This is a genomic window from Streptomyces sp. NPDC033178 (assembly GCF_055577685.1).
Genome location: NZ_JBVIPT010000008.1, coordinates 72,649 through 96,298, shown reverse-complemented (window position 1 = coordinate 96,298; position 23,650 = coordinate 72,649). Strand labels below are relative to the sequence as shown.

The following is a 23,650-nucleotide window of genomic DNA, read 5'->3' as shown; positions in this document are numbered from 1 at the left end:
CGACGAAAACCATACACTCCGGAGTGTTCGCTTTTCATTGAACAGTCGGCCGGGGAGTGTGGCATGCGCGCGGTTCAGGTCCAGGAGTACGGCGGTCCCGAGGTCCTCAGGACGGTGGAGACGGAGGTACCCGAGCCGGGCCCCGGCCAGGTGAGCGTGGACGTGGCGTACACGGGGGTGAACTTCGCCGACCTCAAGGCGCGGGGCGAGGGCTACCGCGTACCGTCGCTGCCGTTCGTCCCCGGCCTTGAGGTCTCGGGCCGGGTCCGGGCGCTCGGCCGGGGCGTGTCGGGTGTCGAGGTGGGCCAGGAGGTGGCGGCCCTCACGAACGGCGGCGCGTACGCGGACGTGGTGGTGGCCGACGCGGCGACGGTCTTCCCGCTGCCGTCCGGCGTGGACCTCCGTACGGCCGCGACGCTGCCCACGGTCCTGCCGACCGCGTACGCCCTCGTGCACGCGGTGGGCCGGCTGCAGCCCGGTGAGACGGTGCTCGTACAGGGCGCGGCGGGCGGAGTCGGCACGGCGGTGGGGCAGTTGGCGAAGGCGGCAGGGGCCTCCGGGGCGTTCGGGGTGGTGTCGGGTGCGGCGAAGGCGAAGCACGCGCTGGACCACGGCTACGACGATGTGTTCGTCGCCCCGTCCACCAACTCCACCAACTCCACGGCCTCCGCGGGGTTCGTGGACGAGGTTCGTGCGGCTACGGGTGGCCGGGGCGTCGACCTGGCCCTCGATCCGGTCGGTGGCGAGACCTTCAGGGCGTCCCTCGCCTCCCTGGCCGTCTTCGGGCGCCTGGTGTCGTTCGGCAACGCGAGCTCGGCCGAGCCGTGGCGGGTCGGGCAGCCGGAGCTGTACCCGACCGGCCTGTCGGTCTCCGGCTTCTCCATCCTGACCCTGGCCCAGACGGCGCCGGGCGCTCTGCGGGCCCTGACGGAGAAGGCGTTCGCGGCCGTGGCGGAGGGAGTCGTGTCCCTGCCGGTGACCGCGGAGTTCCCGCTGGAGGAGGCGTCCGAGGCGCACCGGCTGATGGGCGGGCGGACGAGCACGGGGAAGCTGTTGCTGCGGGTCGCATGACCGGGCTCCCGCTCAGCCTTCAGGAACGGTCGACTCGGGTTTCGTGTGGAGGACCTCGCGGGCCTGGTCCGCGGCGCGGATGAGGCTCTCGCTCACGTAGTCGAGGAAGCGGGCGATGTTTTCGAGGCGGGCGGCGGCCGGGGTGTCGGGGCCGAGGATGCCGACGCCCTGCCGTGCGGTCTCGGCGAGTTGGATGGTGCCGCGGGCGCTGGCCACCATCGACTGGTACCAGACGTCGTCGTCGACCGTGTACCGCTCGCGGCGGCTTTCGTCGCGCTCCCGGCGGACGAGGTCCTGGCTCTCCAGGAACGTGATCGCCTTGGAGATGGACGCCGGGCTGACCTGGAGACGCTGGACGAGTTGGGACGCGGTGAGGCTGCCCGCGTCGCTGGTGAAGAGGCAGGCCAGCACCCGGGACATCATCTTGGGCAGGCCCTGCTGCATGAAGACGGTGGTGAACGTCTCCTCGTACTCGCGCACGGCTTCCGCGTCGCGCCCATGGGCCTGCGGGGGCGCCTCCGACCCCCGGGGCTCGGCCGGCCTGCGCCGGTGGGCGCGGCGCTCGGTGGCGCGGTGTGCCAGGTCGGGGCGGTAGGCGGTGGGGCCGCCGTTGCGCATGACCTCGCGCGTGATCGTCGAGGTCGGACGGTCCAGACGCCTGGCGATCTCCGCGTAGGCGAGCCCGTCGGCCAGCCCCAGCCCGATCTGCTGACGTTCCTGCTGGGTGAGTCTGCCTCCCGGCATCGCGGTCCCCTTTCATGCTTCCTTGACGCCTCCAGCATAGCGTTCACTCGCAGCCCAATGCAACGAGCAATACCGCTTGCGTTGCATTAAATCTCAGGCCGTTGCAACGATAATTACACTCTCAGCTGCACTGATGCGATTCAAGTGCAACAACCTCATTGCGCGATTCATGAACGCAACGTAGCGTTTCGGTTGTCAGAAACCAGCAGCGCAAGAGGAGAACACCATGCAGAAGTTCGACACCCCCGCCGCGATCTCCGCCGTTCTCGACATCCCCGCGGGACGCATCCGGCTCATCGCCGCCGACCGGGCCGACACCACGGTCGAGGTCCTGCCGGCGGACGCCTCGAACAGCCGCGACCTGAAAGCGGCCGAGCAGACCGAGGTCGCGTACGGCGACGACGGCGTCCTGCGGATCAAGGCCTCACCGGCGAAGAACCGGATCCTCGGCCACTCCGGATCCGTCGAGGTGACCGTCCAGCTGCCCGTCGGCTCCCGTGTCGAGGCGAAGACGGCCAGTGCCGAGTTCCGGGGCGTCGGACGGCTCGGTGACGTCGCCTTCGAGGGCGCGCAGGGCTCGGTCAAGCTCGACGAGACCGCGAGCGCCCGACTCACCCTCCTCGCGGGCGACGTCGCGGTCGGCCGCCTGGGCGGCGACGCGGAGATCAGCACCCAGAAGGGCGGCATCCACATCGCCGAGGCCGTACGCGGCACGGTCGAGCTGCGCACCGAAGCCGGCGAGATCTCGGTCGGCGCCGCACGCGGAGTCTCCGCCTCCCTGGACGCGGGCACCACCTACGGCCGGATCAACAACGCACTCAAGAACACCGACGGCGCCGACGCCGCCCTCACCATCCGCGCGACCACCGCCTACGGCGACATCACCGCCCGCAGCCTCTGAGCGACCACATCGTCCGCAGCCTCTGGACGACATCAACATCCGCTGTCCCTGGACGACTTCACCCTCCGCAGCTCTGAAGGAGCAATCATCATGACCGACTTGGCCATCGCGGCGAACGGGCTGCGCAAGTCCTACGGCGACAAGACCGTGCTCGACGGCGTCGACGTGGCCGTCCCCGAAGGAACGGTCTTCGCCCTGCTCGGCCCGAACGGCGCCGGCAAGACCACCGCCGTGAAGATCCTCTCCACCCTCATCTCCGCCGGCCCGGGCACCGGCGACGTCCACATCGGCGGCCACGACCTGGCCGCCGACCCCCAGGCGGTGCGGGCGGCGATCGGTGTCACCGGCCAGTTCTCCGCAGTCGACGGCCTGATCACCGGGGAGGAGAACATGCTCCTCATGGCGGACCTGCACCACCTGTCCAAGCAGGAGGGACGCAGGGTCACCGCCGAACTCCTGGAACGCTTCGACCTGCTGGAAGCCGCGAAGAAGCCCGCCTCCACCTACTCCGGCGGCATGAAACGCCGCCTGGACATCGCCATGACCCTGGTCGGCAACCCGAGAATCATCTTCCTCGACGAACCCACCACCGGCCTGGACCCACGCTCCCGCCACAACATGTGGCAGATCATCCGCGAACTCGTCACGGGCGGAGTGACCGTCTTCCTCACCACCCAGTACCTGGAAGAGGCCGACGAACTCGCCGACCGCATCGCCGTCCTCAACGACGGCAGGATCGCCGCCGAAGGCACCGCCGACGAACTCAAGCGCCTCATCCCCGGCGGACACGTACGACTGCGCTTCGAAGACCCGGACACGTACCAGACCGCCGCCCTCGCCCTGCATGAGGCAACCCGGAACGACGAGGCACTCTCCCTCCAGATCCCCAGCGACGGCAGCCAGCGCGAACTGCGCTCCATCCTCGACTGGCTCGACGCGGCCGGCATCGAGGCCGACGAACTCACCGTGCACACCCCCGACCTCGACGACGTGTTCTTCGCCCTCACCGGCCCGGCCAACGTCCCCAACCAGCCCAACCAGCCCGCCCAGAGCGCCTAGAACGCCCAGCCCGCCCAGAGCGCTCTGCCCGCCCAGACCAAGGAGACCGCCCGATGAGTCCCCTCTCCCTCGCCGTACGCGACTCGTCCACGATGCTGCGCCGCAACCTCCTGCACGCGCGGCGCTACCCCTCCCTCACCCTGAACCTGCTGCTCACCCCGATCATGCTGCTGCTGCTCTTCGTGTACGTCTTCGGCGACACGATGAGCGCGGGTATAGGCGGTGGCGGCGGCCCGGACCGGTCCGCGTACATCGCGTATCTCGTCCCGGGTCTGCTGCTGATGACCATCGGCAGCACGACCATCGGCACCGCGGTGTCCGTCTCCAACGACATGACCGAGGGCATCATCGCCCGCTTCCGCACGATGGCGATCCACCGCCCTTCGGTACTCGTCGGACACGTCGTGGGCAGCGTGCTGCAGTCGGTCATCAGCGTGGTCCTCGTCGGGGCCGTCGCCGTGGCCATCGGCTTCCGGTCCACGGACGCGACCGCCATGGAGTGGCTGGCGGCGTTCGGACTGCTCGTGCTCTTCGCCCTGGCACTCACCTGGATCGCGGTCGGCATGGGCCTGATCAGCCCGAACGCCGAAGCCGCCAGCAACAACGCGATGCCGCTCATCTTCCTGCCCCTGATCTCCAGCGCCTTCGTCCCGGTCGACTCCATGCCCGGCTGGTTCCAACCGATCGCGGAGTACCAGCCCTTCACACCGGCCATCGAAACCCTGCGGGGCCTGCTGCTCGGCACCGAGATCGGCCACAACGGCTGGCTCGCCGTCGGGTGGTGCCTGGGTCTCGCGGTGCTCGGCTACTTCTGGTCGACCGCGAAGTTCAACAGCGACCCGAAGTAACCGCCGTGACAGCGCGGGCCACCTCCCGCAACTCGTCCCGCCCCAGGGCGGCGCACTCCGACACCACGTCGGCGTACGCCGCCCTGTCGGCGTCCTCGGCGAGATCGGCGAGACCGACGCGGCGTGACCGTCGGAGACCGGAGACTGGTTGGAGACCCGAACGAACGGAGACCGACGCCATGCCGGACACAGCAGCCGTGAACTCCCCCGGCTCCGGCCCCCGCCCCAGCCCCAGCCCCCGCGAGGTCCTGGCCCGCTATCAGCAGGCGATGCTCGACAGTTCCGCGGACGACCTGGCCGACCTCTACGCGGTGGACGCCGTCCACGAGTTCCCGTTCCTCTTCCCCGGCATGCCCGAGCGGTACGAGGGGCGCGAGGAGGTACGTGCCGGCTACCGGGCGGCCTGGGGCGCGAGCCCGGCGCGACCGCGGGAGATCCGTGACGTCGTCGTGCACGACAGCACCGACCCCGAGGTGATCACCGTCGAGCAGGTCGTCACCGGGACCGTGACCACGACCGGCCGGTCCTTCAGCTTCCCCGGCCTGCTGGTGATCCGGGTCCACGACGGCCTGATCACACATGTCCGCGACTACATGGACGGACTCGGCGTGGCGCATGCCATGGGCCGCCTGCCCGCGGTGGTGACCGCGCTGTCCCAGTAGGTGTGTTGGTAGGTGTGTTGGTAGGTGTGTTGGTAGGCGTGTTGGTAGGCGTGTTGCGTTAGACGGGTCGTGTCGTGGGGAGAGGTTGGTGATGAGAGCCGACGACCTCGTACCACTGGGACGCACGGGACTTCAGGTCAGCCGACTCGGGCTGGGACTCGCCTCCCTGGGCGGCCTGTTCGAGCCGGTGCCCGAGGAACAGGCGGCCGCCACCATCGACACCGCCTGGGAGTCGGGCGTACGACTCTTCGACACGGCTCCCGTGTACGGGTACGGCCGCTCGGAGACCCGTACGGGCGCGGCCCTCGCGTCGCGGCCCCGTGACGCGTACGTGCTGTGCACCAAGGTGGGGCGGCTCATCGAACCGGGCGGGCCGGACACCCAGCCGATCTGGGCGGACCCGCCGGCCGGGGTGGGGCCGCGGCTCGACTACTCGTACGCCGGGGTGCTGCGGTCGGTCGAGGAGAGCCTGGGGCGGTTGGGGCTCGACCGGATCGACGTCCTCCATGTCCACGATCCCGACGAGGACTTCGGGGCCGCGGTGGGCGAGGCGTATCGCGCGCTGGCCGATCTGCGGGCCGAGGGTGTCGTCGGCGCGGTCTCCCTCGGCGTCAACCACGCGCCCGTGGCGGCGCGTTTCCTGCGGGAGGCGGCTGCGCCCGGGCCCGACTGCGTGCTGCTGGCCGGGCGGTACAACCTCCTCGACCAGTCGGGGCTCGACGAGTTGCTGCCGCTGTGTGCCGAGCGGGGGGTGGCCGTCATGGCCGCGGGGGTCTACCAGTCGGGGTTGCTGGCCGATCCCCGGCCGGGTGCTCCGCACGGGTACGCGTCGGTTCCGGCCGAACTGGCCTCGCGCATCGGGGCATTGAGGCGAATCTGCACGGCCTTCGACGTCCCGCCCCTCGCGGCGGCCGTCCAGTTCCCGCTCGGCCACCCCGCGGTCACGAGCGTGGTCGTCGGCGCCCGCTCGCCCGCGGAGGTGGCAGACACCGTGTCTCTCTTCAACCACCCTGTCCCCGGGGACTTCTGGACGGCGGTGAAGACGGCGGGGTTGCTGCCTGAGGGTGCACCGACGCCGGCGTAAGGCGAGTACCTTTTTCGCCCCCGCCGCCCCTACCCTCCCCCACTCTCGGCTTCGCTCGAGCGGGGGGACCCCCATCGTCCCTTTTCGGGGGCCGGCCCCCGAACCCCCGCTCCTCAAACGCCGGAGGGGCTGACTACCAGCCTGTCCGGCGTTTGAGGACGAGCGCGTTCAGCGCGATACGGGGGTCTGGGGGCGGAGCCCCCAGGGGACGGGACGGGTAGGGGCGGCGAGGGCGAAGAACCCGGTTGACGCTTGCCCGCTCGCGGGGATTCTCTGCTGCCATGACTGATCTTCGTATCGAGCGGGTCGACACTACCGAGCCCCTGCTCGAAGACTGGCGGCACGTTCACAACGTGATCGTGCCGCCGGCCGCCATGGACCTCGACGAGGTGCGGGAACGGGCCGGGCGGAATCACCTGGAGGTCGCCTACCTCGACGGCGTTCTCGTCGGGTGTACGACGGTGCGCCCGCCCACGGACGACACGGCGACGACCACCGTGATCGCCCGCGTACTCCCCGGCCACCGCCACCAGGGACTCGGCGAGCAGCTCTACGTACGGGCGCTCGGGCAAGCCCGCGAACTCGGCGCCCGGCGGATCGAGACCGTCGTCCTGGCCGCCAACACGGAAGGACTGCGGTTCGCGGAACGGCACGGATTCGTCGAGTTCGACCGGTACACCCTGCCGGGCGAGAGCGCGCTGTGGATCGATCTGCGGCTGGCATGAGTCCTGGCCGGCCGTGTAGGACATGATCTGGCCTACACGGCTCCTATCGTCGGGCTCACCGACTCCGTCGACCGACCAGGGAGCCCCCGATGAGCCTCGTCACCACCATCCAGCCGGACGGTACGCCCACGTGGATCGACCTCCGGGTGCCGGACCTCGAACGCGCGCTGGAGTTCTACAACGCGCTCTTCGGATGGGAGTACGCACCGGACTCCGCGGAGACCGGCCTCGGCACGGTGTGCCTGCTGCGCGGACGCCCGGTCGCGGCCATCGCGCAGGCCGCCCCGGCCACCCCGAACCCCGGCTGGACCATGTACTTCGCGACGGCGGACTGCGACGGCACCGCCAAGCGGGTCGCCGACGCGGGCGGATCCGTGCTCACGGCTCCGACGGACATCGGGGAACACGGCCGCGCGGCCCTCGCCGAGGACCCGGTCGGGGCCCGCTTCGGCCTCTGGGAGGCGCGGGCCCACGTCGGCTGCGAGGTCGTCAACGAGCCCGACTCGCTCGTACGGAACGACCTGGTCACCCCGGACCCCGAACCCGCCCGGGCCTTCTACACGGCCGTGTTCGACTACACCCTGGACCTCAACAAGACCCTCCCGGACCTCGACTTCACGTTCCTGCGCCGCCCGGACGGCCACGAGATCGGCGGCATCTTCGGCTTCCCGGTCGCCCCCAGGTCCGTCTGGGCGACCACGTTCGAGGTGGCCGACACGGATGCCGTCGTCGGGCGTGCCGTCGCCGCGGGCGGCACCGCCGACACCCCCGAGGACACCCCGTACGGCCGGAGCGCCACCCTCAAGGACCCCTTCGGAGTGGAGTTCTCGGTCATCACCAGGCCCGCCTAGAGCGCGGAGCGGACGGAGTCGTACGGCGTCGTACGGCGTCGTACAGAGTCGTACGGAGTCAGACGGCGTCGGACGCGGTCACACCGATCCGAGAAGGCCGTCGAGGACGACCTTCTCGGCGAGGTAGAAGGCGAGACCGCTCAAGGGAGCTAGCACGGCGCACAGCCAGTAGCGGTGCACCCCGGCGCGCGCCAGGTAGACGGTCAGGAGAGCGGTGAGCAGCGCGCCGACAGCCAGGAAGACGACCGCCTCTCCCCAGTAGCCGAGCGCCAGACCCAGCCAGAGCCCCTCCCCCAGCACCACCATCGGGACGAGCGCCCCGGCCACCGCCCGCACGTCTCCCCGCCCGCGCCGGACCGTCCACCCGGCCCACCCCAGCAACGGCCCTCCGGCCAGCCCCGCCACCGACCACACGGCGGCGGTTCCGAGCCCTCCGGCCCCGAACGTGTCCCCGAGCGTGGACGCCGCGTAGTAGCTGCCGCAGGTGGCGAGCATCATCAACGCCCCGCCCCAGACGGCGAGCGACCGGGTACGTATCAGGGCACCGGCCGCGGCGGTCCAGATGATCCAGGTGGACACCGAGTTGGTCGCCCGCTCCAGCAGGGGCGTCGTCCCGTGCAGCCCGTACGTCGCCCAGCCGAGCAGCAGCCCGAAGGCAGCGGTCGCGGTCATGGTCGCCGTAGCGGTGAGGACGCCGGCGGAGGTGTCGCGACGGGGCACGGTTCCGGTAGACATGCCCGCACTATACACACGACGTATACGCGCGGTGTATAGCCTTCCTCCTTGCCCCTGCCCTTCCCCCTTCCCCCTTCCCCCTTGCTCCTTGCTCCTTCCTCCGCTCGCGGCGGGGGCTCCGGCGCCCTAGGACCGCTGTGGCGCCCCCCAGTCGTATCCGTGCGCGGTGAAGGCCTCAGCGAGGCGGCGCCAGGGGAGGCCGCAGTTCTCCCGGGCGTTCCCCGCCGTCCGGGGCGACCAGCACGAGCTGCTTGCCGTCCCGGCACGCCAGGGCGATCTCGTCGTGCGTGAACTCCCGGTCCACGTCCTTGACGGTGAGGACGACACCGCTGTCGGAGATACGCGCCGTCAGGGACTCGTACACGGCGGTGAACCCGAGCAGCAGGCCCAGCGGCACGACCTTCCGGTCGTCGGCCGATGGTCTCCGTGTCCGCAACTTTGGTCGCCCACCGGGTACTTTCCGCACGTTGCCCCGGTATACCGGCCGAAGGAGAGTGGAAGACATGGATCAGGCACAGGCACGCGCATGGCTGGTCACCGCTGTCGAGGAGGCACGCACGGGGCTTGACGAGGGCGGTATCCCCATCGGGGCCGCGTTGTACGGAGCGGACGGCACCCTGCTGGGGCGCGGGCACAACCGGCGCGTCCAGGACGGCGACCCGTCGATGCACGCGGAGACTGCCGCCTTCCGGAACGCGGGACGGCAGCGTACGTACAGGGGCACGACGATGGTGACCACGCTCTCCCCCTGCTGGTACTGCAGCGGTCTCGTCCGGCAGTTCGGGATCTCGCGGGTCGTCGTCGGGGAGGCCGAGACCTTCCACGGCGGGCACGACTGGCTCGCCCAGCACGGCGTCGAGATCGTGCTCCTTGACGACCCCGAGTGCACCGCCCTGATGCGCGACTTCATCAAGGACCGACCCGAGTTGTGGAATGAGGACATCGGTGAGTGACGCCACCACCCCCAGCGGTCTCAGCGGCCCCGGCAGTCCCAGTAGCCCCACTGGTCCCCGTACCCCTGGTAGGCCCCGAACCCCCGGTACGCCCCGCACACCCGGTACGCCCCGAATCCCGACCGTCGATCTGAGGCCCTGGGTCTCCGGCGACCCGGCGGCTCGCGAGGAGATCGCGCGTACGGTCGACTCCGCGCTCCAGACCGCCGGCTTCCTCCTGGTGACCGGCCACGGCGTCGATCCCGCCCTCCGCGCGGAGATCCGCGAGGCCGCCCGCACCTTCTTCCGGCTACCCGCCGAGGTGAAGCAGCCGTACGCCGTCAAGGTCGGTGGCCGCGGCTGGCTCGGCCCGGGTGCCGAGGCCAACGGCTACTCGGAGGGCACGGAGACCCCGCCCGACCTCAAGGAGTCCCTGTCCTTCGCGACCGACGAGCCCTTCGGCGACCCGGAGATCGACGCGGAGTGGTGCGCGCCGAACGTCTGGCCCGCGGAGGCACCCGGGCTCCGGGCGCTGTGCGAGGAGTACCTGGTCCGGATGGCCGAGCTGGAGAACCACCTCCTCGCCCTGCTCGGCGAAGCCCTGGGCCTGGAGCCCGACTTCTTCACCAGGCACATGGACCACCCGACCTACGGCTTCAACATCAACTGGTACCCGGGTACGGAGGTCGTCGGCGAGCCCGAGGAAGGCCAGTTCCGCATCGGCCCGCACACCGACTTCGGCACGGTCACCATCCTCGACCGCCAGGCCGGCAAGGGCGGCCTGCAGGTCTACACGGACGAGGGCGGCTGGGAGGACGCACCCTTCGACCCGGAGGCCTTCACCATCAACATCGGTGACCTGATGGCCCGTTGGACGGGAGACCGGTGGCGCTCCGGCCGTCACCGCGTGCTGCCGCCGCCCGCCGACGCCCCCGCCGAGGAGCTGATGTCCCTCGTCTACTTCGGCGAGTGCACCCCGGGCACCGTCGTCGAGTCCGTCCCGGCACCGGTGGGACGGGTGGCCCACGAGCCGGTGGACTCGCACACGTATCTGCGGGCGAAACTGGACTCGATCACAGTGGTCTGACAACCGATTCCGCGATCACTCTCCGCCAACCGCGGCGACACTTTCGCAAGCCGACGGACATCATGCGGCCTAGTCCGAATCAACTCCCCCTCTCCGCGCTGCTGTTGATACACCTCTCAACAGCACGGAGAACCGGACCGCCCCAGGGGGAGATGCGGTGCACAGTGGGCTGCACGGCCGAGGGGCGCTGTTCGACACGCATCCGCCCGGCCTCGTCGCACGGCTCGTGGGCCTGTGCCCGTTCCAGCACGGGCCGACTCCTCTGGAGTACGCGAACGAGCCGCCGTTCGTGGTGTTCACCGGCGGGCCCGGGCTCGGCAAGAGCGCGGTGCTCGGCGAACTCCGCGCCGCCTACGAGGGGCACACGCCCCTCGCGCTGATCGACTGCGAGGACGAGCTTTTCGCGCGGCCCCCGGCGCGGCGGCCCGGCGAGGCCTGGTCGCCCGTCTCGCAGGCCGTCCTGACGATCGCCGAGCAGCTCGCCGAGCCGGTCGCGGGCGCCGGGCGGATCGCCTTCCCGCGGCTCACGGCGGGGCTGCTGGCGGTGGCCGCGGGCGGCTGGCGCGACCGGGACCTGCCCCGCATCCGCCAGGAGGCCGAGCGGATCCTGCTCCTCAACGACACCGGCTCCTGGGCCGCCGGATTCACCGGCCGCCGGGTCGGCCGGGTGTCGACCAGACTGGTCGACGCGCTGTCCGGCGCGGGGTCGGTCGTCGAGCCGATCATCGAGGCGACCCTGGAGGTCTTCTCGGAGGGCGTCACGCCCACCCACCGCCGACTGAGGAAGGCGGCCACCTGGTACCGCGACTGCCCGAGCGCGGGCGGCAACCCGAAGCTCGGGCTCATCCTGCTCTCCGGGCACTTCAGGGCGGGCGGCGACTCCCGCACCCACGCCGAGCGGTATCTCGTACGGGCCATGCTGGCCGACCTCGACGACGCCTACACCGGTGCCGTACAGCGCACGCACCGGCCCGGACGTCCGGTCGTCCTCGTCGACAACGTCCAGGCCATGGCCGGTGTCGGGCTGATCGGCCCGGTACTGCGGGACCGGGCCGACGGCATCGCCGACCGGGTGGCGTTCTTCGCGGGCCTGCGCGGCGACGGCCACCCCTCACTGCGCAACGCCGCGCGCCGCGCCCTGCCCGAGGTGGCCCGCGCCACCGGCTGGGAGCCCGGCGGCACGGTCTCGTCCCGGGCCCTGCTCGTACCGCTGCCGCCGCCCGCCGCACCTTCTCCACAGGCTGTGGAGGGCGGGCGGTGAGGGGGAGCGGGTGCCGGTCCCCCGAGTCCTACGGCTGCTCGCCCTTCCTGTCGACGACAGCCCGCTCCAGGATGGCGACCGAGCCGACGAGGTCGCCCGCCGCGAGGGAGTCGCACCGGTGTTTCGGAGCGGCGAGGTTGACCGTGCTCTCGCCCATGTAGTCGAGGGTCTTCTCGTCGAAGATCAGCTCGGAGCGGGACTCGCCCTGACCGAAGCCGATGGCGGCGACTCCGTCCATGGCGACGGCCACCCCCGTGCGGCCCGCCGCGTCCCGGGCTCCTTCGAGGACGATCAGCCCGGGGATCTTCGAGACGGCCCGGTAGAGCGAGGCGGCGGTCTTCGGCGGCAGGAGGCTGCCGGTGAGCAGTTCGCCGGCCTTCTTGAAGGCGGCCACGTCGGCGGCCCGCTTGCCGGAGGGCTTCTCACCGGGGTCGAGCCCGTAGAGCCAGCGGCGCATCCCCTCCGTGTCGGTGGGGAGTTCCTCGGCCTGCTCGTAGAAGTTGACCGTGTGCTTCCCGGGCAGTTGCTCGGCGATCGGCCGCTCCACCACACCGCCGCCGGACTTGTGCTCCCGCGACAGGCCCACGTGCTGACCGTCGACGGACTCCCAGCGCTCCCGTACGCCGTAGTCGTGGCCCTCCAAGGTCCTGGGGCAGTCCGAGACCGTCTTGTCGGGGTCCATCTTCCAGTGGTAGTTGTCGGTCTTCGTGTAGACGAACTCGTCCCCCTCGACCCCGGTCGGCAGCTTCGCGGCGGCCACGGCGACCCGCTCCAGCAGATGGGCCGGGCTCTCCGAACTCCTGCGCTCCGGGCGGTCCGATGCCCCGGAGTGCGGCCTGGGCGGCCCGTCCGAGGCCGCGTCCCGGGTCACGCTGGCCCCGATGACGACGGCGACCGAAAGGGCCGCGGCCACCACCGGGGCCACGAAGGCCGGGCGGCGCCAGATCCTTCGTACGGGCTCGGGCGGGGTCTCCCCGTTGATCTCGCGCATCAGATGCTCCCTCAGGACGCGGTGACGGCCCGGCGGGAGGTCCTTCTCGGGAATCGTGCTCACTGGTTCCCCTCCTGGATGGGCCCGGCCACGGACGGGTGGCCATCCCTCACCTGTCCGCGCCCGTCGGCGAGTTCCGCCGCGAGCTTCGTACGCGCCCGGGAGAGCCGGGAGCGCACCGTGCCGACCGGGATGCCGAGCGCCTCCGCGGCGGCCGCGTAGTCGAGGCCGCCCCAGACGCACAGCGCGAGCACCTCGCGCTCGGGTCGGCGCAGCCGGTCGACGGCGACGCGTACGGACCTGAGGTACTCCGCGTCGTCGATCCGGGCGGCGACCTCGTCGGCGAAGTCGCGCTCGGCCTCGGCGGGCGGCAGCCGTGCCACCGCCGCCGTGTGACGCCGGGCGGCCCGGCGCGTGTTGCGGGCCACGTTCGTGGCGATGCCGAGCAGCCACGGCCGCGGCGAACCGCCCTCCGCGTCCAGCCGCTCCCGCAGCCGCCAGGCTTCCAGGAACGTCAGCGACACGATGTCCTCGGCCCCCGACCAGTCCCCCGTCAGCCGGAACGCGTGGTTGTAGACGGAGCGCGCGTACGCGTCGAAGAGCCCGCCGAACGCCTCCGCGTCCCCTGCCCGTATGCGAGTGCGCAACTCCCGCCGGCTCGGGCGGTCCCCCTGATTCGTCTCCACGTCCCCCACCTGTCCGTACGACGAAGGCCGGTTCCCGTGACGTGCGTCACATGGAACCGGCCTCGGGTCGTACGAGGGTGTCAGACGCCCGCGTAGGAGTGCTTGCCGGTGACGAAGATGTTCACGCCGTAGTAGTTGAACAGCCAGCAGGCGAAGGCGATGAGCGCGATGTACGCGGCCTTGCGGCCCTTCCAGCCGGCCGTGGCCCTGGCGTGCAGGTAGCAGGCGTACGCGACCCAGGTGATGAAGGACCAGGTCTCCTTGGGGTCCCAGCCCCAGTAGCGGCCCCACGCGTCGCCCGCCCAGATGGCGCCCGCGATGATCGTGAACGTCCACAGCGGGAAGACGGCGGCGTTCACGCGGTACGAGAACTTGTCCAGCGACGCCGACGCGGGCAGCCGCTCCATGACGGACGTGGCGAAACGGCCGGGCTTTCCGCCGGTCGTCAGCTTGTTCTCGTACGAGTCCTTGAAGAGGTACAGGATCGTGCCGACCGCGCCCACGTAGAAGACGGCACCGCAGAAGATCGCGGTGGAGACGTGGATGTAGAGCCAGTACGAGTGGAGGGCGGGAACCAACTGGTCGCTGGCGGTGTACAAGACAGTGACGGCGAGACCGAGATCGAGGAGGACCGTGGTCACCAGGAAGAGGCCCATCCAGCGGACGTTCTTCTTCATCGCGAGCAGCGCGAGATACACACCGACGGCGACGGTGGAGAAGGTGATGTTGAACTCGTACATGTTGCCCCACGGCGCCCGCTGCACCGACAGAGCCCGTGCGAGCACACCGCCGAACGCGATGAGGAAGGCGAGCACGGTCAGGGACACGGCGATACGACCGTAGAGGTCCCCCTGCTCGTCCCCGCCGTGCGCGCCGGGCCCGTCCGGCACGTCCCGGGAGCCGGGTGCGGCCCGCGTGACGACCTTGGGCCGTTCCAGTACGGCGGTTCCGCCCGCGTTCTTCACGGTGACCGCGGGAGCCGCCGCCTTCTTGGCGTCCTTGTCCGCGGTCAGCGCGGCGGCCGTCCGGCCGACCTTGCTGCGGCTGCCGAAGAGCCATTCGGCGATGTACGCGAAGAAGGCCAGCGTGTAGACGGCCATCGCGGAGTAGATCAGCGTGTTGCTGAGGTTCGCGAGGTTTTCGTTGGTCGCGGCGGCGAGCTCGGTTGCGGCGGCGAGAGTCACTTGGTCTCAGCCCCTTCGGCGGCAGGTACGGCGGGGGGTTCGGGGGTGGAGGTCTTTGTTTCCGGGTCCGAGTCCGGGTCCGGGTCCGGGTCCGGGTCCGGGTCCGAGTCCGGCTCCGAGTCCGGCTCCGACTTGGTGTTGGCGGCCGTGTCGGCGTCGGTGTCCGGGGTGTCGTCGGACGTGTCGTCCGGAGTGTCCGGTGCGCCCGGGGCCAGGTCGTACAGGATCCCGGCCAGGTCGCCCAGTTCCTCCGGGACCTTGGCGGACTCGCTGCGGCCGAGGCCGGCCATCTCGACGACGGTGACGCCGTCGGGACCGGCGGTGGCGCGGACCCAGACGCGGCGGCGCTGGATGAAGAGGGAGGCGGCGAGGCCGAAGATGGCGGTGAGGGCTCCGGCGAGGGCCCAGCCGGAGCCGGGCTGCTCGGTGACCTGGAAGCCGGCCCACTCCTTGATCTCCTTCTCGAAGGTGATCGAGCCGGCGCCGTTCGGGAGCTTCATGGTCTCGCCGGGCTTCAGGTTCTCCCTGAGCTGCTTGCCCTTGGAGTCCTTGAAGCCCTTCATGTTCTTCTTGTCGAGCTGGTACACGCTCTGCGGGAGGCCCGAGTCGACGCCGAGGTCGCCGTGGAAGGCCTCCAGGTTCAGCACCGGGTTGAGCAGCGCCGGGAACTGCGAGACCACCGCGGTGTTCGCCCCGCCGTAGGCCGGAAGGAAGAAGGCCCGGAAGCCGAGCTGGTCCTTCTTCCCCCGGGCGTCGCGGTAGCCGTCCATGACCTTGATCGCACCGGTGGAGGTGACGTTGGAGTCGAGCGGCAGCAGCGGCACGGCCTGGCGGTAGACGACGTCGCCCTTGCCGTCCCGGACGGTGACGACGGGCGCGTATCCGTGGCTGACGAGGTAGACCTTCGTGCCGTCGATGTTCAGCGGCTCGTTGACCTTGATCGTCCGCTGCTTCTCCTTGCCGTCGGCACCCTCGCTGTAGGTGACATCGGACTCGTACGTGCGCGGGGTGCCCTTGTTGGGCCCGCTCGGCTCGTACGTGCCGTTGAATTTGTCCAGGACGAAGCTGAACGGCTCCAGGTCGTCCGTGCTGAAGAGGCTGCCGGACTTGAAGTCGTCGTACTGCGTGAGGGTGTTGGCGAAGCCGTCGCCCTCGACGATCAGCTTGTTGCCCTCGTACTTGAACAGCTGGCCCCAGGCGAAGGCGATCAGCATCACGATCAGCGCGATGTGGAAGGCGAGGTTGCCGACCTCCCGGAGGTAGCCCTTCTCGGCGGCGACGGCGTCCCCGGCGGCATGCGCGCGAAAGCGCCGCCGCGTCAGCAGCTTCAGGGCCTCCTCGCGGACCGCCTCGGGCTCGGCCTCTGTGCGCCACGTGGTGTACGCGGGCAGCCGGTTCAGCCGTCGCGGGGCGCCCGGCGGCCTGCCGCGCAGCTGGCCCACGAACTGCCAGGTGCGGGGCACGATGCAGCCGATGAGCGAGATGAACAGCAGGATGTAGATCGCCGAGAACCACGCCGAGCTGTAGACGTTGAAGAGGCCGAGCTTCTCGTAGATGGGCCCCAGGGTCTCGTGCCGGCTCATGAAGTCGGCGACCTTGGTCTCGTCCTGGCCCGTCTGCGGGATCAGGGACCCGGGGATCGCGCCGAGCGACAGCAGGAAGAGCAGGATCAGCGCGACCCGCATGGAGGTCAGTTGCCGCCAGAACCAGCGGGTCCAGCCGACGATCTCGCGGCCGGTCCACGCCAGCCATCCCGCCGCGCCGGGGGCGCGCACACCGCCGAAGGAGCCCGGTACGACCGTGTCCCGGGGCGCGGTGGACAGCTGCGCCCCGGCCGCGCCGAGTTCGCCCGCGTCCCGAGCCGCGGCGGTGTCGGTCGCGGCGGCGTCGTTCTCCTGACCGGTCGTCTCACCGGCCGTCCGACCGGCCGCCTCACCGGTCCGCACGTCCGTGTCCCGTGTCGTGCCCATCGATCAGACCCCTACCGTGAAGCCGTCGGACCAGCCCTGCATCTCCTGCACGATGCTGTCCCACGCGCCGGTCAGCAGCAGCAGACCGGTCGCGATCATCATTCCGCCGCCGACGCGCATCACCCACACGTAGTGGCGCTTGACCCAGCCGAAGGCGCCGAGCGCCTTGCGGAACGCGACGGCCGCGAGGACGAAGGGCACGCCCAGACCGACGCAGTACGCGACCGTCAGTATGGCCCCACGCCCGGCGCTCGCCTGGTCGAACGCGAGCGCGTTCACGGACGCGAGCGTCGGTCCGATGCAGGGCGTCCAGCCGATCCCGAAGAGCGCGCCGAGTACCGGGGCCCCGACGAGACCGGCCACCGGCCGCTTGTGGAAGCGGAATTCACGCTGGGTGAGCCAGGGCATCAGGCCCAGGAAGAAGATGCCCATGGCGATCATGAGTCCGCCGAGCACCTTGGAGAGGACGCTCTGGTGCTCCTGCAGCGTCGACCCGAAGTACCCGAAGAGGGCACCGCCGGAGACGAACACGGCGGAGAAGCCGAGCACGAAGAGAGAGGCGCCCGCCACCATCCGCCCACGCTTGGCGTCACCCAGGTCGGTGCCGCCGACGCCGGTGACGTACGACAGATAACCGGGCACGAGCGGCAGTACGCACGGTGAGAAGAAGGAGACGAGCCCGCCGAGTACGGCGATCGGGATGGCGAGCACCAGCGCCCCGGTGAGGACGGTCTGGTTGGGGTCGGTGCCCGCGGCTACGAGAAGGGACACGAGCCGTCACTTCTCCGCGAGGATCGGCTTGAGCATCTTGCGCAGGCTCGCCTCGCTGAGCGCCGACAGCGAGCGGGAGGCGACCTTGCCGTCCCGGTCGAGCACGAGCGTGGAGGGGATCGTCTGCGGGTTGAGCGTGCCCTTCTTGAAGCGGAGCATCAGCTTGCCCGTCGGGTCGTACAGGCTCGGGTACGTGACGCCGTGCGCCTTCTCGAAGGCGATCGCCGGACTGGTGCTGGTGTCGCGGGTGTTGATGCCGACGAACTGCACGCCCTGGTCCTTGAGGTCCTCGGAGACCTTGACGAAGTTCTTCGCCTCCAGGCGGCACGGGCCGCACCAGGAGCCCCAGACGTTCAGGACGACGATCTTGCCCTGGTAGTCGGCGACGTCGAGCTGCTTGCCGTCTATGGTCTTGCCCGACAGTTCGGGAGCCACGACCCGGCTGCCCTGCTTGACCGTCGCGATGCCGTCGGAGCCGGTGACGAAGCCGGTGTTGCCGGTCCCTCCGGACTTGCCCCCGGAGCCGCACGCGGACAGCAGCAGCGCCGCGACGACGGCCCCGCCGGTCAGCAGGACGGCGCGGCCATGACTACGGCTGCGGCTCTGGCTGCGACCACGGCCGTGGGCCCGGTTCGTACGGTTCGTGCGCTGAGGGGTCCGGATCGAGCGCTGGGGGGCGCGGCTGGCGGCACTCATGTGAAAAGTTTCGCATGTCCGTTCCGAGGATCTTGCCCACCCCCCTCGCAGGCGGAAACCCGCATGTCAGACGCCATTTCGAGCACTGGCCCCGGCGGCCGTCAGGCGGCCTTGTGCGAGCCCTTCTCCGACCCGTTCGCGGAGTTCGTGCCGACATCGCCGAGGAACCCGTTCCAGCCACCGACCGGTTCCTGCCCCACACCAAGGGACCTCAGCTTCTCCAGGACGGCCGGGTTCTGCGCGTCGAGCCAGTCCACGAACTGCCGGAACGACACCAGGCGTACGTCCTTCTTGCCGGCGATGTGCTTCAGCGCGCCCTCGACGGCATCCATGTAGATGCCGCCGTTCCACTCCTCGAAGTGGTTGCCGACGAAGAAGGGGGCGCGATTCGTCTCGTATGCCCGCTTGAAGCCAGCTATGTACGAGTTGGTCGCCTGCTCGCGCCAGGCCGGGTAGTTGGCGGGCGGCGCCTGTGTGGAGTTGACCGACTGGTTGGCGAGGATGTTGTAGTCCATCGAGAGGACCTCGAAGGTGTGGCCGGGGAAGGGGATCGCCTGGAGCGGCAGGTCCCAGAGGCCGCCGTTCTTCCTGGGCCAGACCTGGGTACCGCCGGGCGAGGAGGCGTCGTAGCGCCAGCCGAGCTCGCGGGCGGTGGGCAGCAGGTTGCTCTGGCCGAGCAGACAGGGCGTGCGGCCGCCGATGAGTTCCTTCTCGTAGTCGAAGGGCAGCGCGGGCACCTCGGCCTCGCTCCAGCCCGTGTTCGTACGCCACTCCTTCACGAAGGACTTCGCCTGGGCTATCTCGCTCTTCCACTGGGCGGGCGTCCAGTTGCCGACCGTGCCGCTGCCGCCGCAGAAGTGACCGTTGAAGTGCGTGCCTATCTCGTGGCCGTCAAGCCAGGCCCGCCGGACGTTCTTCAGCGTCGACCTGATGTGGTCGTCCGTCAGATAACCGATGTCGGACGCGCCCGGCGCGTTGTTCGGCGGAAGGTACTTGCGCTTTTTCGACTCGGGAAGCAGATAGAGGCCGGAGAGAAAGAACGTCATGCTCGCGTCGTGCTCTTCGGAGAGTTTCAGGAATCGCTCGAAGAGGCCGTTGCCCACGTCACCCGCGCCGTCCCAGGAAAAGACGACGAACTGCGGCGGGGTCTCGCCGGGTTCGAGGGGCCGGGGCCTACCGGGCTGCTTCGGCTGCTTCCCGGTGAAGGAGGTGGAACCGTCACCGATGGGGCGTACGGGGCGTTCGCCACGCTTGTTTCCGCCGTTGCCACGGTTTCCGGAACCCCCGACCCCGCCGGAGCCGTCTCCCAGTGCGGTACCGCAGCCCGCGAGTCCCATCGCGGCCGCGGCCCCGGCCCCGAGCCCCAGCGCTCCCCTTCGGCTGATGTCGCGCATTCCGTCCCCATTCGTCGTGCCCTGTGCCCATGTCGAATGGACACCGGGTTAGAGGGCACGACGAACACGGGGGTTCCCGGTCACACGCACATATTTCGGTGACTATCCGAAGATGAACCTGTAACGGACACACCGGAACGCGACGGACCGATTCACCGTCTCGGCAAGACGGCTCCTTATCGGCGGGCTCGGGCATTGGCGCGCCCGTTAGGGGCGCGGGGCTGTGACAATTTGCGGCTCCGCCGCGGGGCGCAACAAGCCCCACCGACCCGCACATCACATACCGGCCGACGCACGGAGTGCCTACGCTCCGAAGGCCTTGGACTTACCCTTCACCGGCTTGGCCCCGGCCAGCAGATGCGCAGGCACAAGGTCCCGCGCAGGCTCGCTGTAGCCGACGGACACGATCCTGTCGTCCTGGTACGTGAAGGTCGTCAGCGACGCCAACGTGCACTGCCGCTTCCGCGGGTCGTGCCACAACCGCCGCCGCTCCACATAGGACCGCACGATCCAGATCGGCAACTGATGGCTGACGCACACGGCCTCATGCCCCCGAGCCGCGTCCTTCGCGGCATCGAGCGCCCCCATCATCCGCACGACCTGGTCCACGTACGGCTCACCCCAGGAGGGCTTGAACGGGTTGACGAGGTGTTTCCAGTTCTCGGGCCGGCGCAGCGCACCGTCCCCGACCCCGAAGGTCTTGCCCTGGAAAATGTTCTCGGCCTCGATCAGCCGACCGTCGGTCGCGAGCTCAAGGCCGTGCGACTTGGCGATCGGTGTGGCCGTCTCCTGCGCCCGCTCCAGCGGCGAGGAGACGACATGGGTGATGTCCCGCGAGGCGAGGTGCTCGGCGACCCGCTCGGCCATCTGCTGCCCGAGCTCGGACAGGCGGTAGCCCGGGAGTCGCCCGTACAGAACCCCGTCCGGGTTGGCGACCTCGCCGTGCCGCATCACGTGTACGACGGTGATGTCACTCATGCTGCCGTGGCCTCCGCTGCTGCCCGTGCCGCCGCCGGAAGGGCGTCGGCGATCCGCTGAACCGCCCGTTCGTCGTGCGCCGTCGACACGAACCAGGACTCGAACGAGGACGGCGGCAGGTAGACACCCTGCGCCAGCATCGAGTGGAAGAAGGCGGTGAAGCGGTACGACTCCTGCGCCTTCGCGTCCTCGTAATTGCGTACCTCCGTCTCGGTGAAGAAGACGGAGAACATGTTGGACGCGTTCTGCAGCCGGTGCGCCACACCTTCCTTGGTGAGGGCGTCCGCAACGAGCGTACGGATCTGCTCGGACACCGCGTCGACCTTGACGTACGCGGCGTCGTCGAGCAGCCGCAGCTGCGCGAGCCCGGCGGCGGTCGCGACCGGATTCCCGGACAGGGTGCCTGCCTGGTAGACGGGACCCGCGGGCGCGAGGTACGCCATCACGTCCCTCCGCCCGCCGAACGCGGCGGCCGGGAAGCCGCCGCCCATGACCTTGCCGAAGGTCATGAGGTCGGGGGTGACGCCGTCCACGCCGTACCAGCCGGCCCTGCTGGTCCGGAAGCCGGTCATGACCTCGTCGGAGATGAACAGCGCGCCGCCCTCGGCACAGACGTCCTTGAGCCCCTGGTTGAACCCGGGGCCGGGCGGCACCACACCCATGTTCCCGGGCGAAGCCTCCGTAATGACGCAGGCGATCTCACCGGGGTGGGCCCGGAAGGCCTCGCGCACGGCGTCGAGATCGTTGTACGGCAGGACGATGGTGTCCCCGGCCTGGGCACCGGTGACGCCCGGGGTGTCGGGAAGCCCGAAGGTGGCGACGCCGGAGCCGGCCGCGGCGAGCAGCGCGTCCACGTGCCCGTGGTAGCAGCCGGCGAACTTCACGACCTTGGCGCGGCCGGTGAAGCCGCGGGCCAGCCGGATCGCGGACATGGTGGCCTCGGTCCCGCTGGACACGAGCCGCACCTGTTCGAGGGGCTCGATCCGCGCGACCATCTCCTCGGCGAGTGCGACCTCGCCCTCCCCCGGCGTACCGAAGGAAGTGCCTCGGGACACGGCATCCTGGACCGCCGCGATCACCTCGGGACGGGAATGGCCGAGGATCATCGGCCCCCAGGAACAGACCAGGTCCACGTACTCCCTCCCGTCGGCGTCCGTCAGGTAGGGACCGTTGCCGGACACCATGAACCGGGGCGTACCGCCCACGGCCCGGAACGCGCGGACGGGAGAGTTCACGCCACCGGGCGTGACGGCCGCCGCACGGTCGAAAAGGGTCTGCGAGACCGGGGCCTCATAGGGGTAGGGGACGGCCTCCCCCACTTCGGGCACCTCGGGTGACGCACCGCCGGAGATGTTGTTCGCCTCTGCCATGCCCTTCAGCGTACGGCCAGGGGCGGGTCGCCCAGGCTCTGCCCCTTTGGTCTCCGACCACGGGGGCTCCCGCCCGAACCCCTGACTCCGGATGCCCGATTTCACCGATATCTGCTAATCGGCTCGGGAACGGTATACCCTGCTGTGACGCGATACCGCGCGCCGCTCCACTCTTCGTTGGTCACCGCGAGCGCGAACTACCTAGACTCCCTGAAGGTGCCGTTCTCGGGGATAGTTGACTTCACACGCGTGGGGTCTCTCCACGGCGACGGACAAGTGTTTCAACGCACGTTTCGGCGGGCGGTCGTGGGGGAGGTCACTCTCACGATGATCGGGTTGCGTGGCGGGGGTCGCGCGCCTTAGAAAAGCAGTCGGGTGGAGATATGCATCGCGGTGGCGGACTGGGCGAGGGGACCGATGACCTGGGTCCTCGGCGTGCCCGGCGGGGGAAGCACCGACGCGAGGCGGAAGCGGCCGAGACACGTCAGGCACAGGGATCGCAGGGCGAACCTGAGCGGAACGACCCGTCGAGCCGTATGGACGGTATGGACTACACAGACCGCGGGGCGGACCAGCTCAGGGCAGGAAGCGGGAATGGTGGCCGGGTGGGGGTGACGTACAAATACTTCGGAGCCCCGGACGGCGCGACCGCCGCACGCGTTCCGATCTCCATGAGGCCCGAAGAACTCGGCGGCGACGAGCTCGGCATGAACGGCATGTTCACCAAGATCAAGCCGGAGACGATGGCCGCGATGGTCCTCACCGGCATAGAGGGCATACCTCTGCACAAGGTGCCCCCGCTGGAACTCGTCGTCCTCCACCCCGACTACGCCGTCGTCAAGCTCCCCATGACCGTCGTCGACCCCCTGCGCGGCATCGGCGAGGAGGCCGTGGGCGCGGCCGCCTTCATCTGGTCGACGGTCCCGGACCGCGGCGGCCCACGAGACGCGTACAACGTGTACCAGCTGCTGCACGAGTGGCAGGACTTCTCGCATCGGCTGCATGAGGCGGGGCATCAGCCGTACTGCTTGGTTTGGCCCTGACCTGGGGTTTCGCTGGTATCGGGCGGGGTCTTCGGGCCTCGCCCTTTTCAGTGCCGGAGAGGGGCCGTCAGGCGGCCAGGGCACATGAGTTTGGGCGAAGGTACTGATACGCCCTGGGTGGGCGGCGGACGGGTCGCGGCTGTCTTCCGCTTCGGCTTCGGTGAAGACGTCGTCGATCGCCCTGCGAGTACGTATCTCGCTGGACGGCAGCGGGTACGTATACGCCCGCAGCATGAAGCCTGGGTCCGAGTGGCCGAGGTACTCGGAGGGCGCCTTGATGCTCTCCCCGCCTCCAGGAGTACGGGGGCGTAGGCGTACCGGAGGGCGTGCATGCCGTCTTCCGGAGCCGCCTGGAGGTAGAGCGCGCCACGCTCGCGGGTAAAGATCACGCAGGCAACAGCCCGGGCGAGCTTCCCCACGCCCGGTCCGGGCCTCGGCCTCCTCCCCATCAAGGAAGCCGAGGCCTTTGTGGGGTCGCGAGGACACCGACGTCCCAAGGCTGCTCATGGGCTGCGGTGATCAGTTTGCCGACGTCGGCGACAACACCAGCCGCCCAGACCACGACCGGGAGGAACGGCTTGTCAGACTGATCACTCACGCAGATCAT

General features: G+C 70.0%; 24 protein-coding genes and 2 pseudogenes. 12 read left to right on the top strand and 14 right to left on the bottom strand.

Features of this window, described 5'->3' with window-relative positions; all coding sequences use genetic code 11:
• Window positions 1–63: 63 nt before the first annotated feature.
• A complete protein-coding gene (locus ACZ5VQ_RS21030) occupies window positions 64–1,071 on the top strand; it encodes a quinone oxidoreductase family protein (protein WP_469106220.1) in 1,008 nt (335 codons plus the stop codon).
• A 12-nt stretch (window positions 1,072–1,083) separates the two neighbouring features.
• Here the strand turns inward: ACZ5VQ_RS21030 and ACZ5VQ_RS21025 are convergent, their stop codons facing one another.
• Window positions 1,084–1,815 (bottom strand): GbsR/MarR family transcriptional regulator, encoded by a 732-nt coding sequence (locus ACZ5VQ_RS21025; RefSeq protein ID WP_469106219.1) that lies wholly within the window; start codon window positions 1,813–1,815, stop codon window positions 1,084–1,086.
• Between the two features lie 226 nt (window positions 1,816–2,041).
• Between ACZ5VQ_RS21025 and ACZ5VQ_RS21020 the strand changes: the two genes are divergently transcribed.
• From ACZ5VQ_RS21020 to ACZ5VQ_RS20990, 7 genes are all read left to right on the top strand, one after another.
• Entirely contained in the window at window positions 2,042–2,716 is a 675-nt protein-coding gene (locus ACZ5VQ_RS21020; protein WP_469106218.1) for a DUF4097 family beta strand repeat-containing protein, read from the top strand.
• 90 nt (window positions 2,717–2,806) lie between these two features.
• Window positions 2,807–3,775, top strand: coding sequence for an ATP-binding cassette domain-containing protein (locus ACZ5VQ_RS21015; RefSeq protein ID WP_469106217.1), 969 nt, complete (start codon window positions 2,807–2,809; stop codon window positions 3,773–3,775).
• A 53-nt stretch (window positions 3,776–3,828) separates the two neighbouring features.
• Window positions 3,829–4,623 carry an ABC transporter permease gene (locus ACZ5VQ_RS21010; protein ID WP_469106216.1) on the top strand — a complete coding sequence of 265 codons (795 nt, stop codon included), beginning with the start codon at window positions 3,829–3,831 and terminating at the stop codon, window positions 4,621–4,623.
• Between the two features lie 179 nt (window positions 4,624–4,802).
• Window positions 4,803–5,285, top strand: a complete 483-nt coding sequence (locus ACZ5VQ_RS21005; protein WP_469106215.1) for a nuclear transport factor 2 family protein — start codon at window positions 4,803–4,805, stop codon at window positions 5,283–5,285.
• A 91-nt stretch (window positions 5,286–5,376) separates the two neighbouring features.
• Window positions 5,377–6,369 (top strand): aldo/keto reductase, encoded by a 993-nt coding sequence (locus ACZ5VQ_RS21000; protein ID WP_469106214.1) that lies wholly within the window; start codon window positions 5,377–5,379, stop codon window positions 6,367–6,369.
• A 281-nt stretch (window positions 6,370–6,650) separates the two neighbouring features.
• The gene (locus ACZ5VQ_RS20995; protein WP_469106213.1) at window positions 6,651–7,094 is read left to right on the top strand and encodes a GNAT family N-acetyltransferase; all 444 of its coding nucleotides are present in this window, start codon (window positions 6,651–6,653) and stop codon (window positions 7,092–7,094) included.
• 89 nt (window positions 7,095–7,183) lie between these two features.
• Complete coding sequence (locus ACZ5VQ_RS20990) at window positions 7,184–7,945, top strand: VOC family protein (protein ID WP_469106212.1); 762 nt, start codon at window positions 7,184–7,186, stop codon at window positions 7,943–7,945.
• Window positions 7,946–8,023: 78 nt separating this feature from the next.
• Here ACZ5VQ_RS20990 and ACZ5VQ_RS20985 read toward each other — a convergent pair whose 3' ends face one another.
• Both ACZ5VQ_RS20985 and ACZ5VQ_RS20980 read right to left on the bottom strand, forming a co-directional pair.
• Entirely contained in the window at window positions 8,024–8,680 is a 657-nt protein-coding gene (locus tag ACZ5VQ_RS20985; RefSeq protein ID WP_469106211.1) for a DUF6518 family protein, read from the bottom strand.
• Between the two features lie 175 nt (window positions 8,681–8,855).
• Window positions 8,856–9,116: a YqeB family protein gene (locus ACZ5VQ_RS20980; protein WP_469106210.1), complete on the bottom strand. Its 261-nt coding sequence runs from the start codon at window positions 9,114–9,116 to the stop codon at window positions 8,856–8,858.
• A 67-nt stretch (window positions 9,117–9,183) separates the two neighbouring features.
• Here ACZ5VQ_RS20980 and ACZ5VQ_RS20975 point away from each other — a divergent pair, with 67 nt between their 5' ends.
• The 3 genes from ACZ5VQ_RS20975 to ACZ5VQ_RS20965 all read left to right on the top strand — a co-directional run bounded on the left by ACZ5VQ_RS20975 (window position 9,184) and on the right by ACZ5VQ_RS20965 (window position 11,960).
• Window positions 9,184–9,633: a nucleoside deaminase gene (locus ACZ5VQ_RS20975; protein ID WP_469106209.1), complete on the top strand. Its 450-nt coding sequence runs from the start codon at window positions 9,184–9,186 to the stop codon at window positions 9,631–9,633.
• A 115-nt stretch (window positions 9,634–9,748) separates the two neighbouring features.
• Window positions 9,749–10,699 carry an isopenicillin N synthase family dioxygenase gene (locus tag ACZ5VQ_RS20970; protein WP_469106430.1) on the top strand — a complete coding sequence of 317 codons (951 nt, stop codon included), beginning with the start codon at window positions 9,749–9,751 and terminating at the stop codon, window positions 10,697–10,699.
• 157 nt (window positions 10,700–10,856) lie between these two features.
• Window positions 10,857–11,960, top strand: coding sequence for a hypothetical protein (locus ACZ5VQ_RS20965; RefSeq protein ID WP_469106208.1), 1,104 nt, complete (start codon window positions 10,857–10,859; stop codon window positions 11,958–11,960).
• A 28-nt stretch (window positions 11,961–11,988) separates the two neighbouring features.
• On the opposite strand, the gene ACZ5VQ_RS20960 is transcribed toward ACZ5VQ_RS20965, so the two are convergent.
• The 9 genes from ACZ5VQ_RS20960 to hemL all read right to left on the bottom strand — a co-directional run bounded on the left by ACZ5VQ_RS20960 (window position 11,989) and on the right by hemL (window position 22,000).
• A complete protein-coding gene (locus ACZ5VQ_RS20960; protein ID WP_469106207.1) occupies window positions 11,989–13,014 on the bottom strand; it encodes a CU044_5270 family protein in 1,026 nt (341 codons plus the stop codon).
• Window positions 13,011–13,637 carry an RNA polymerase sigma factor gene (locus ACZ5VQ_RS20955; RefSeq protein ID WP_469106206.1) on the bottom strand — a complete coding sequence of 209 codons (627 nt, stop codon included), beginning with the start codon at window positions 13,635–13,637 and terminating at the stop codon, window positions 13,011–13,013. Before ACZ5VQ_RS20955 ends, ACZ5VQ_RS20960 begins: the two co-directional genes overlap by 4 nt.
• A gap of 80 nt (window positions 13,638–13,717) precedes the next feature.
• The gene (ccsB, locus tag ACZ5VQ_RS20950) at window positions 13,718–14,821 is read right to left on the bottom strand and encodes a c-type cytochrome biogenesis protein CcsB (RefSeq protein ID WP_362088109.1); all 1,104 of its coding nucleotides are present in this window, start codon (window positions 14,819–14,821) and stop codon (window positions 13,718–13,720) included.
• The gene (gene resB / locus ACZ5VQ_RS20945; RefSeq protein ID WP_469106205.1) at window positions 14,818–16,791 is read right to left on the bottom strand and encodes a cytochrome c biogenesis protein ResB; all 1,974 of its coding nucleotides are present in this window, start codon (window positions 16,789–16,791) and stop codon (window positions 14,818–14,820) included. The genes ccsB and resB overlap by 4 nt, the downstream gene beginning before the upstream one ends.
• A gap of 3 nt (window positions 16,792–16,794) precedes the next feature.
• Window positions 16,795–17,562, bottom strand: a complete 768-nt coding sequence (locus ACZ5VQ_RS20940; RefSeq protein ID WP_469106204.1) for a cytochrome c biogenesis CcdA family protein — start codon at window positions 17,560–17,562, stop codon at window positions 16,795–16,797.
• Between the two features lie 6 nt (window positions 17,563–17,568).
• Window positions 17,569–18,258: a TlpA family protein disulfide reductase gene (locus tag ACZ5VQ_RS20935; RefSeq protein WP_469106203.1), complete on the bottom strand. Its 690-nt coding sequence runs from the start codon at window positions 18,256–18,258 to the stop codon at window positions 17,569–17,571.
• Between the two features lie 101 nt (window positions 18,259–18,359).
• Window positions 18,360–19,652, bottom strand: a complete 1,293-nt coding sequence (locus tag ACZ5VQ_RS20930) for a polysaccharide deacetylase family protein (protein ID WP_469106202.1) — start codon at window positions 19,650–19,652, stop codon at window positions 18,360–18,362.
• 303 nt (window positions 19,653–19,955) lie between these two features.
• Window positions 19,956–20,630 (bottom strand): histidine phosphatase family protein, encoded by a 675-nt coding sequence (locus tag ACZ5VQ_RS20925; protein WP_469106201.1) that lies wholly within the window; start codon window positions 20,628–20,630, stop codon window positions 19,956–19,958.
• Window positions 20,627–22,000 carry a glutamate-1-semialdehyde 2,1-aminomutase gene (hemL, locus tag ACZ5VQ_RS20920; protein WP_469106200.1) on the bottom strand — a complete coding sequence of 458 codons (1,374 nt, stop codon included), beginning with the start codon at window positions 21,998–22,000 and terminating at the stop codon, window positions 20,627–20,629. Before hemL ends, ACZ5VQ_RS20925 begins: the two co-directional genes overlap by 4 nt.
• 383 nt (window positions 22,001–22,383) lie before the next feature.
• Between hemL and ACZ5VQ_RS20915 the strand changes: the two genes are divergently transcribed.
• Window positions 22,384–23,043, top strand: coding sequence for a hypothetical protein (locus tag ACZ5VQ_RS20915; protein WP_189844889.1), 660 nt, complete (start codon window positions 22,384–22,386; stop codon window positions 23,041–23,043).
• A 47-nt stretch (window positions 23,044–23,090) separates the two neighbouring features.
• Here ACZ5VQ_RS20915 and ACZ5VQ_RS20910 read toward each other — a convergent pair.
• Window positions 23,091–23,465, bottom strand: a pseudogene (locus ACZ5VQ_RS20910) (site-specific integrase); the annotation flags it as partial.
• Window positions 23,446–23,641, bottom strand: a pseudogene (locus ACZ5VQ_RS20905) (flavoprotein); the annotation flags it as partial. The pseudogenes ACZ5VQ_RS20905 and ACZ5VQ_RS20910, both read right to left, overlap by 20 nt.
• Window positions 23,642–23,650 lie beyond the last annotated feature (9 nt).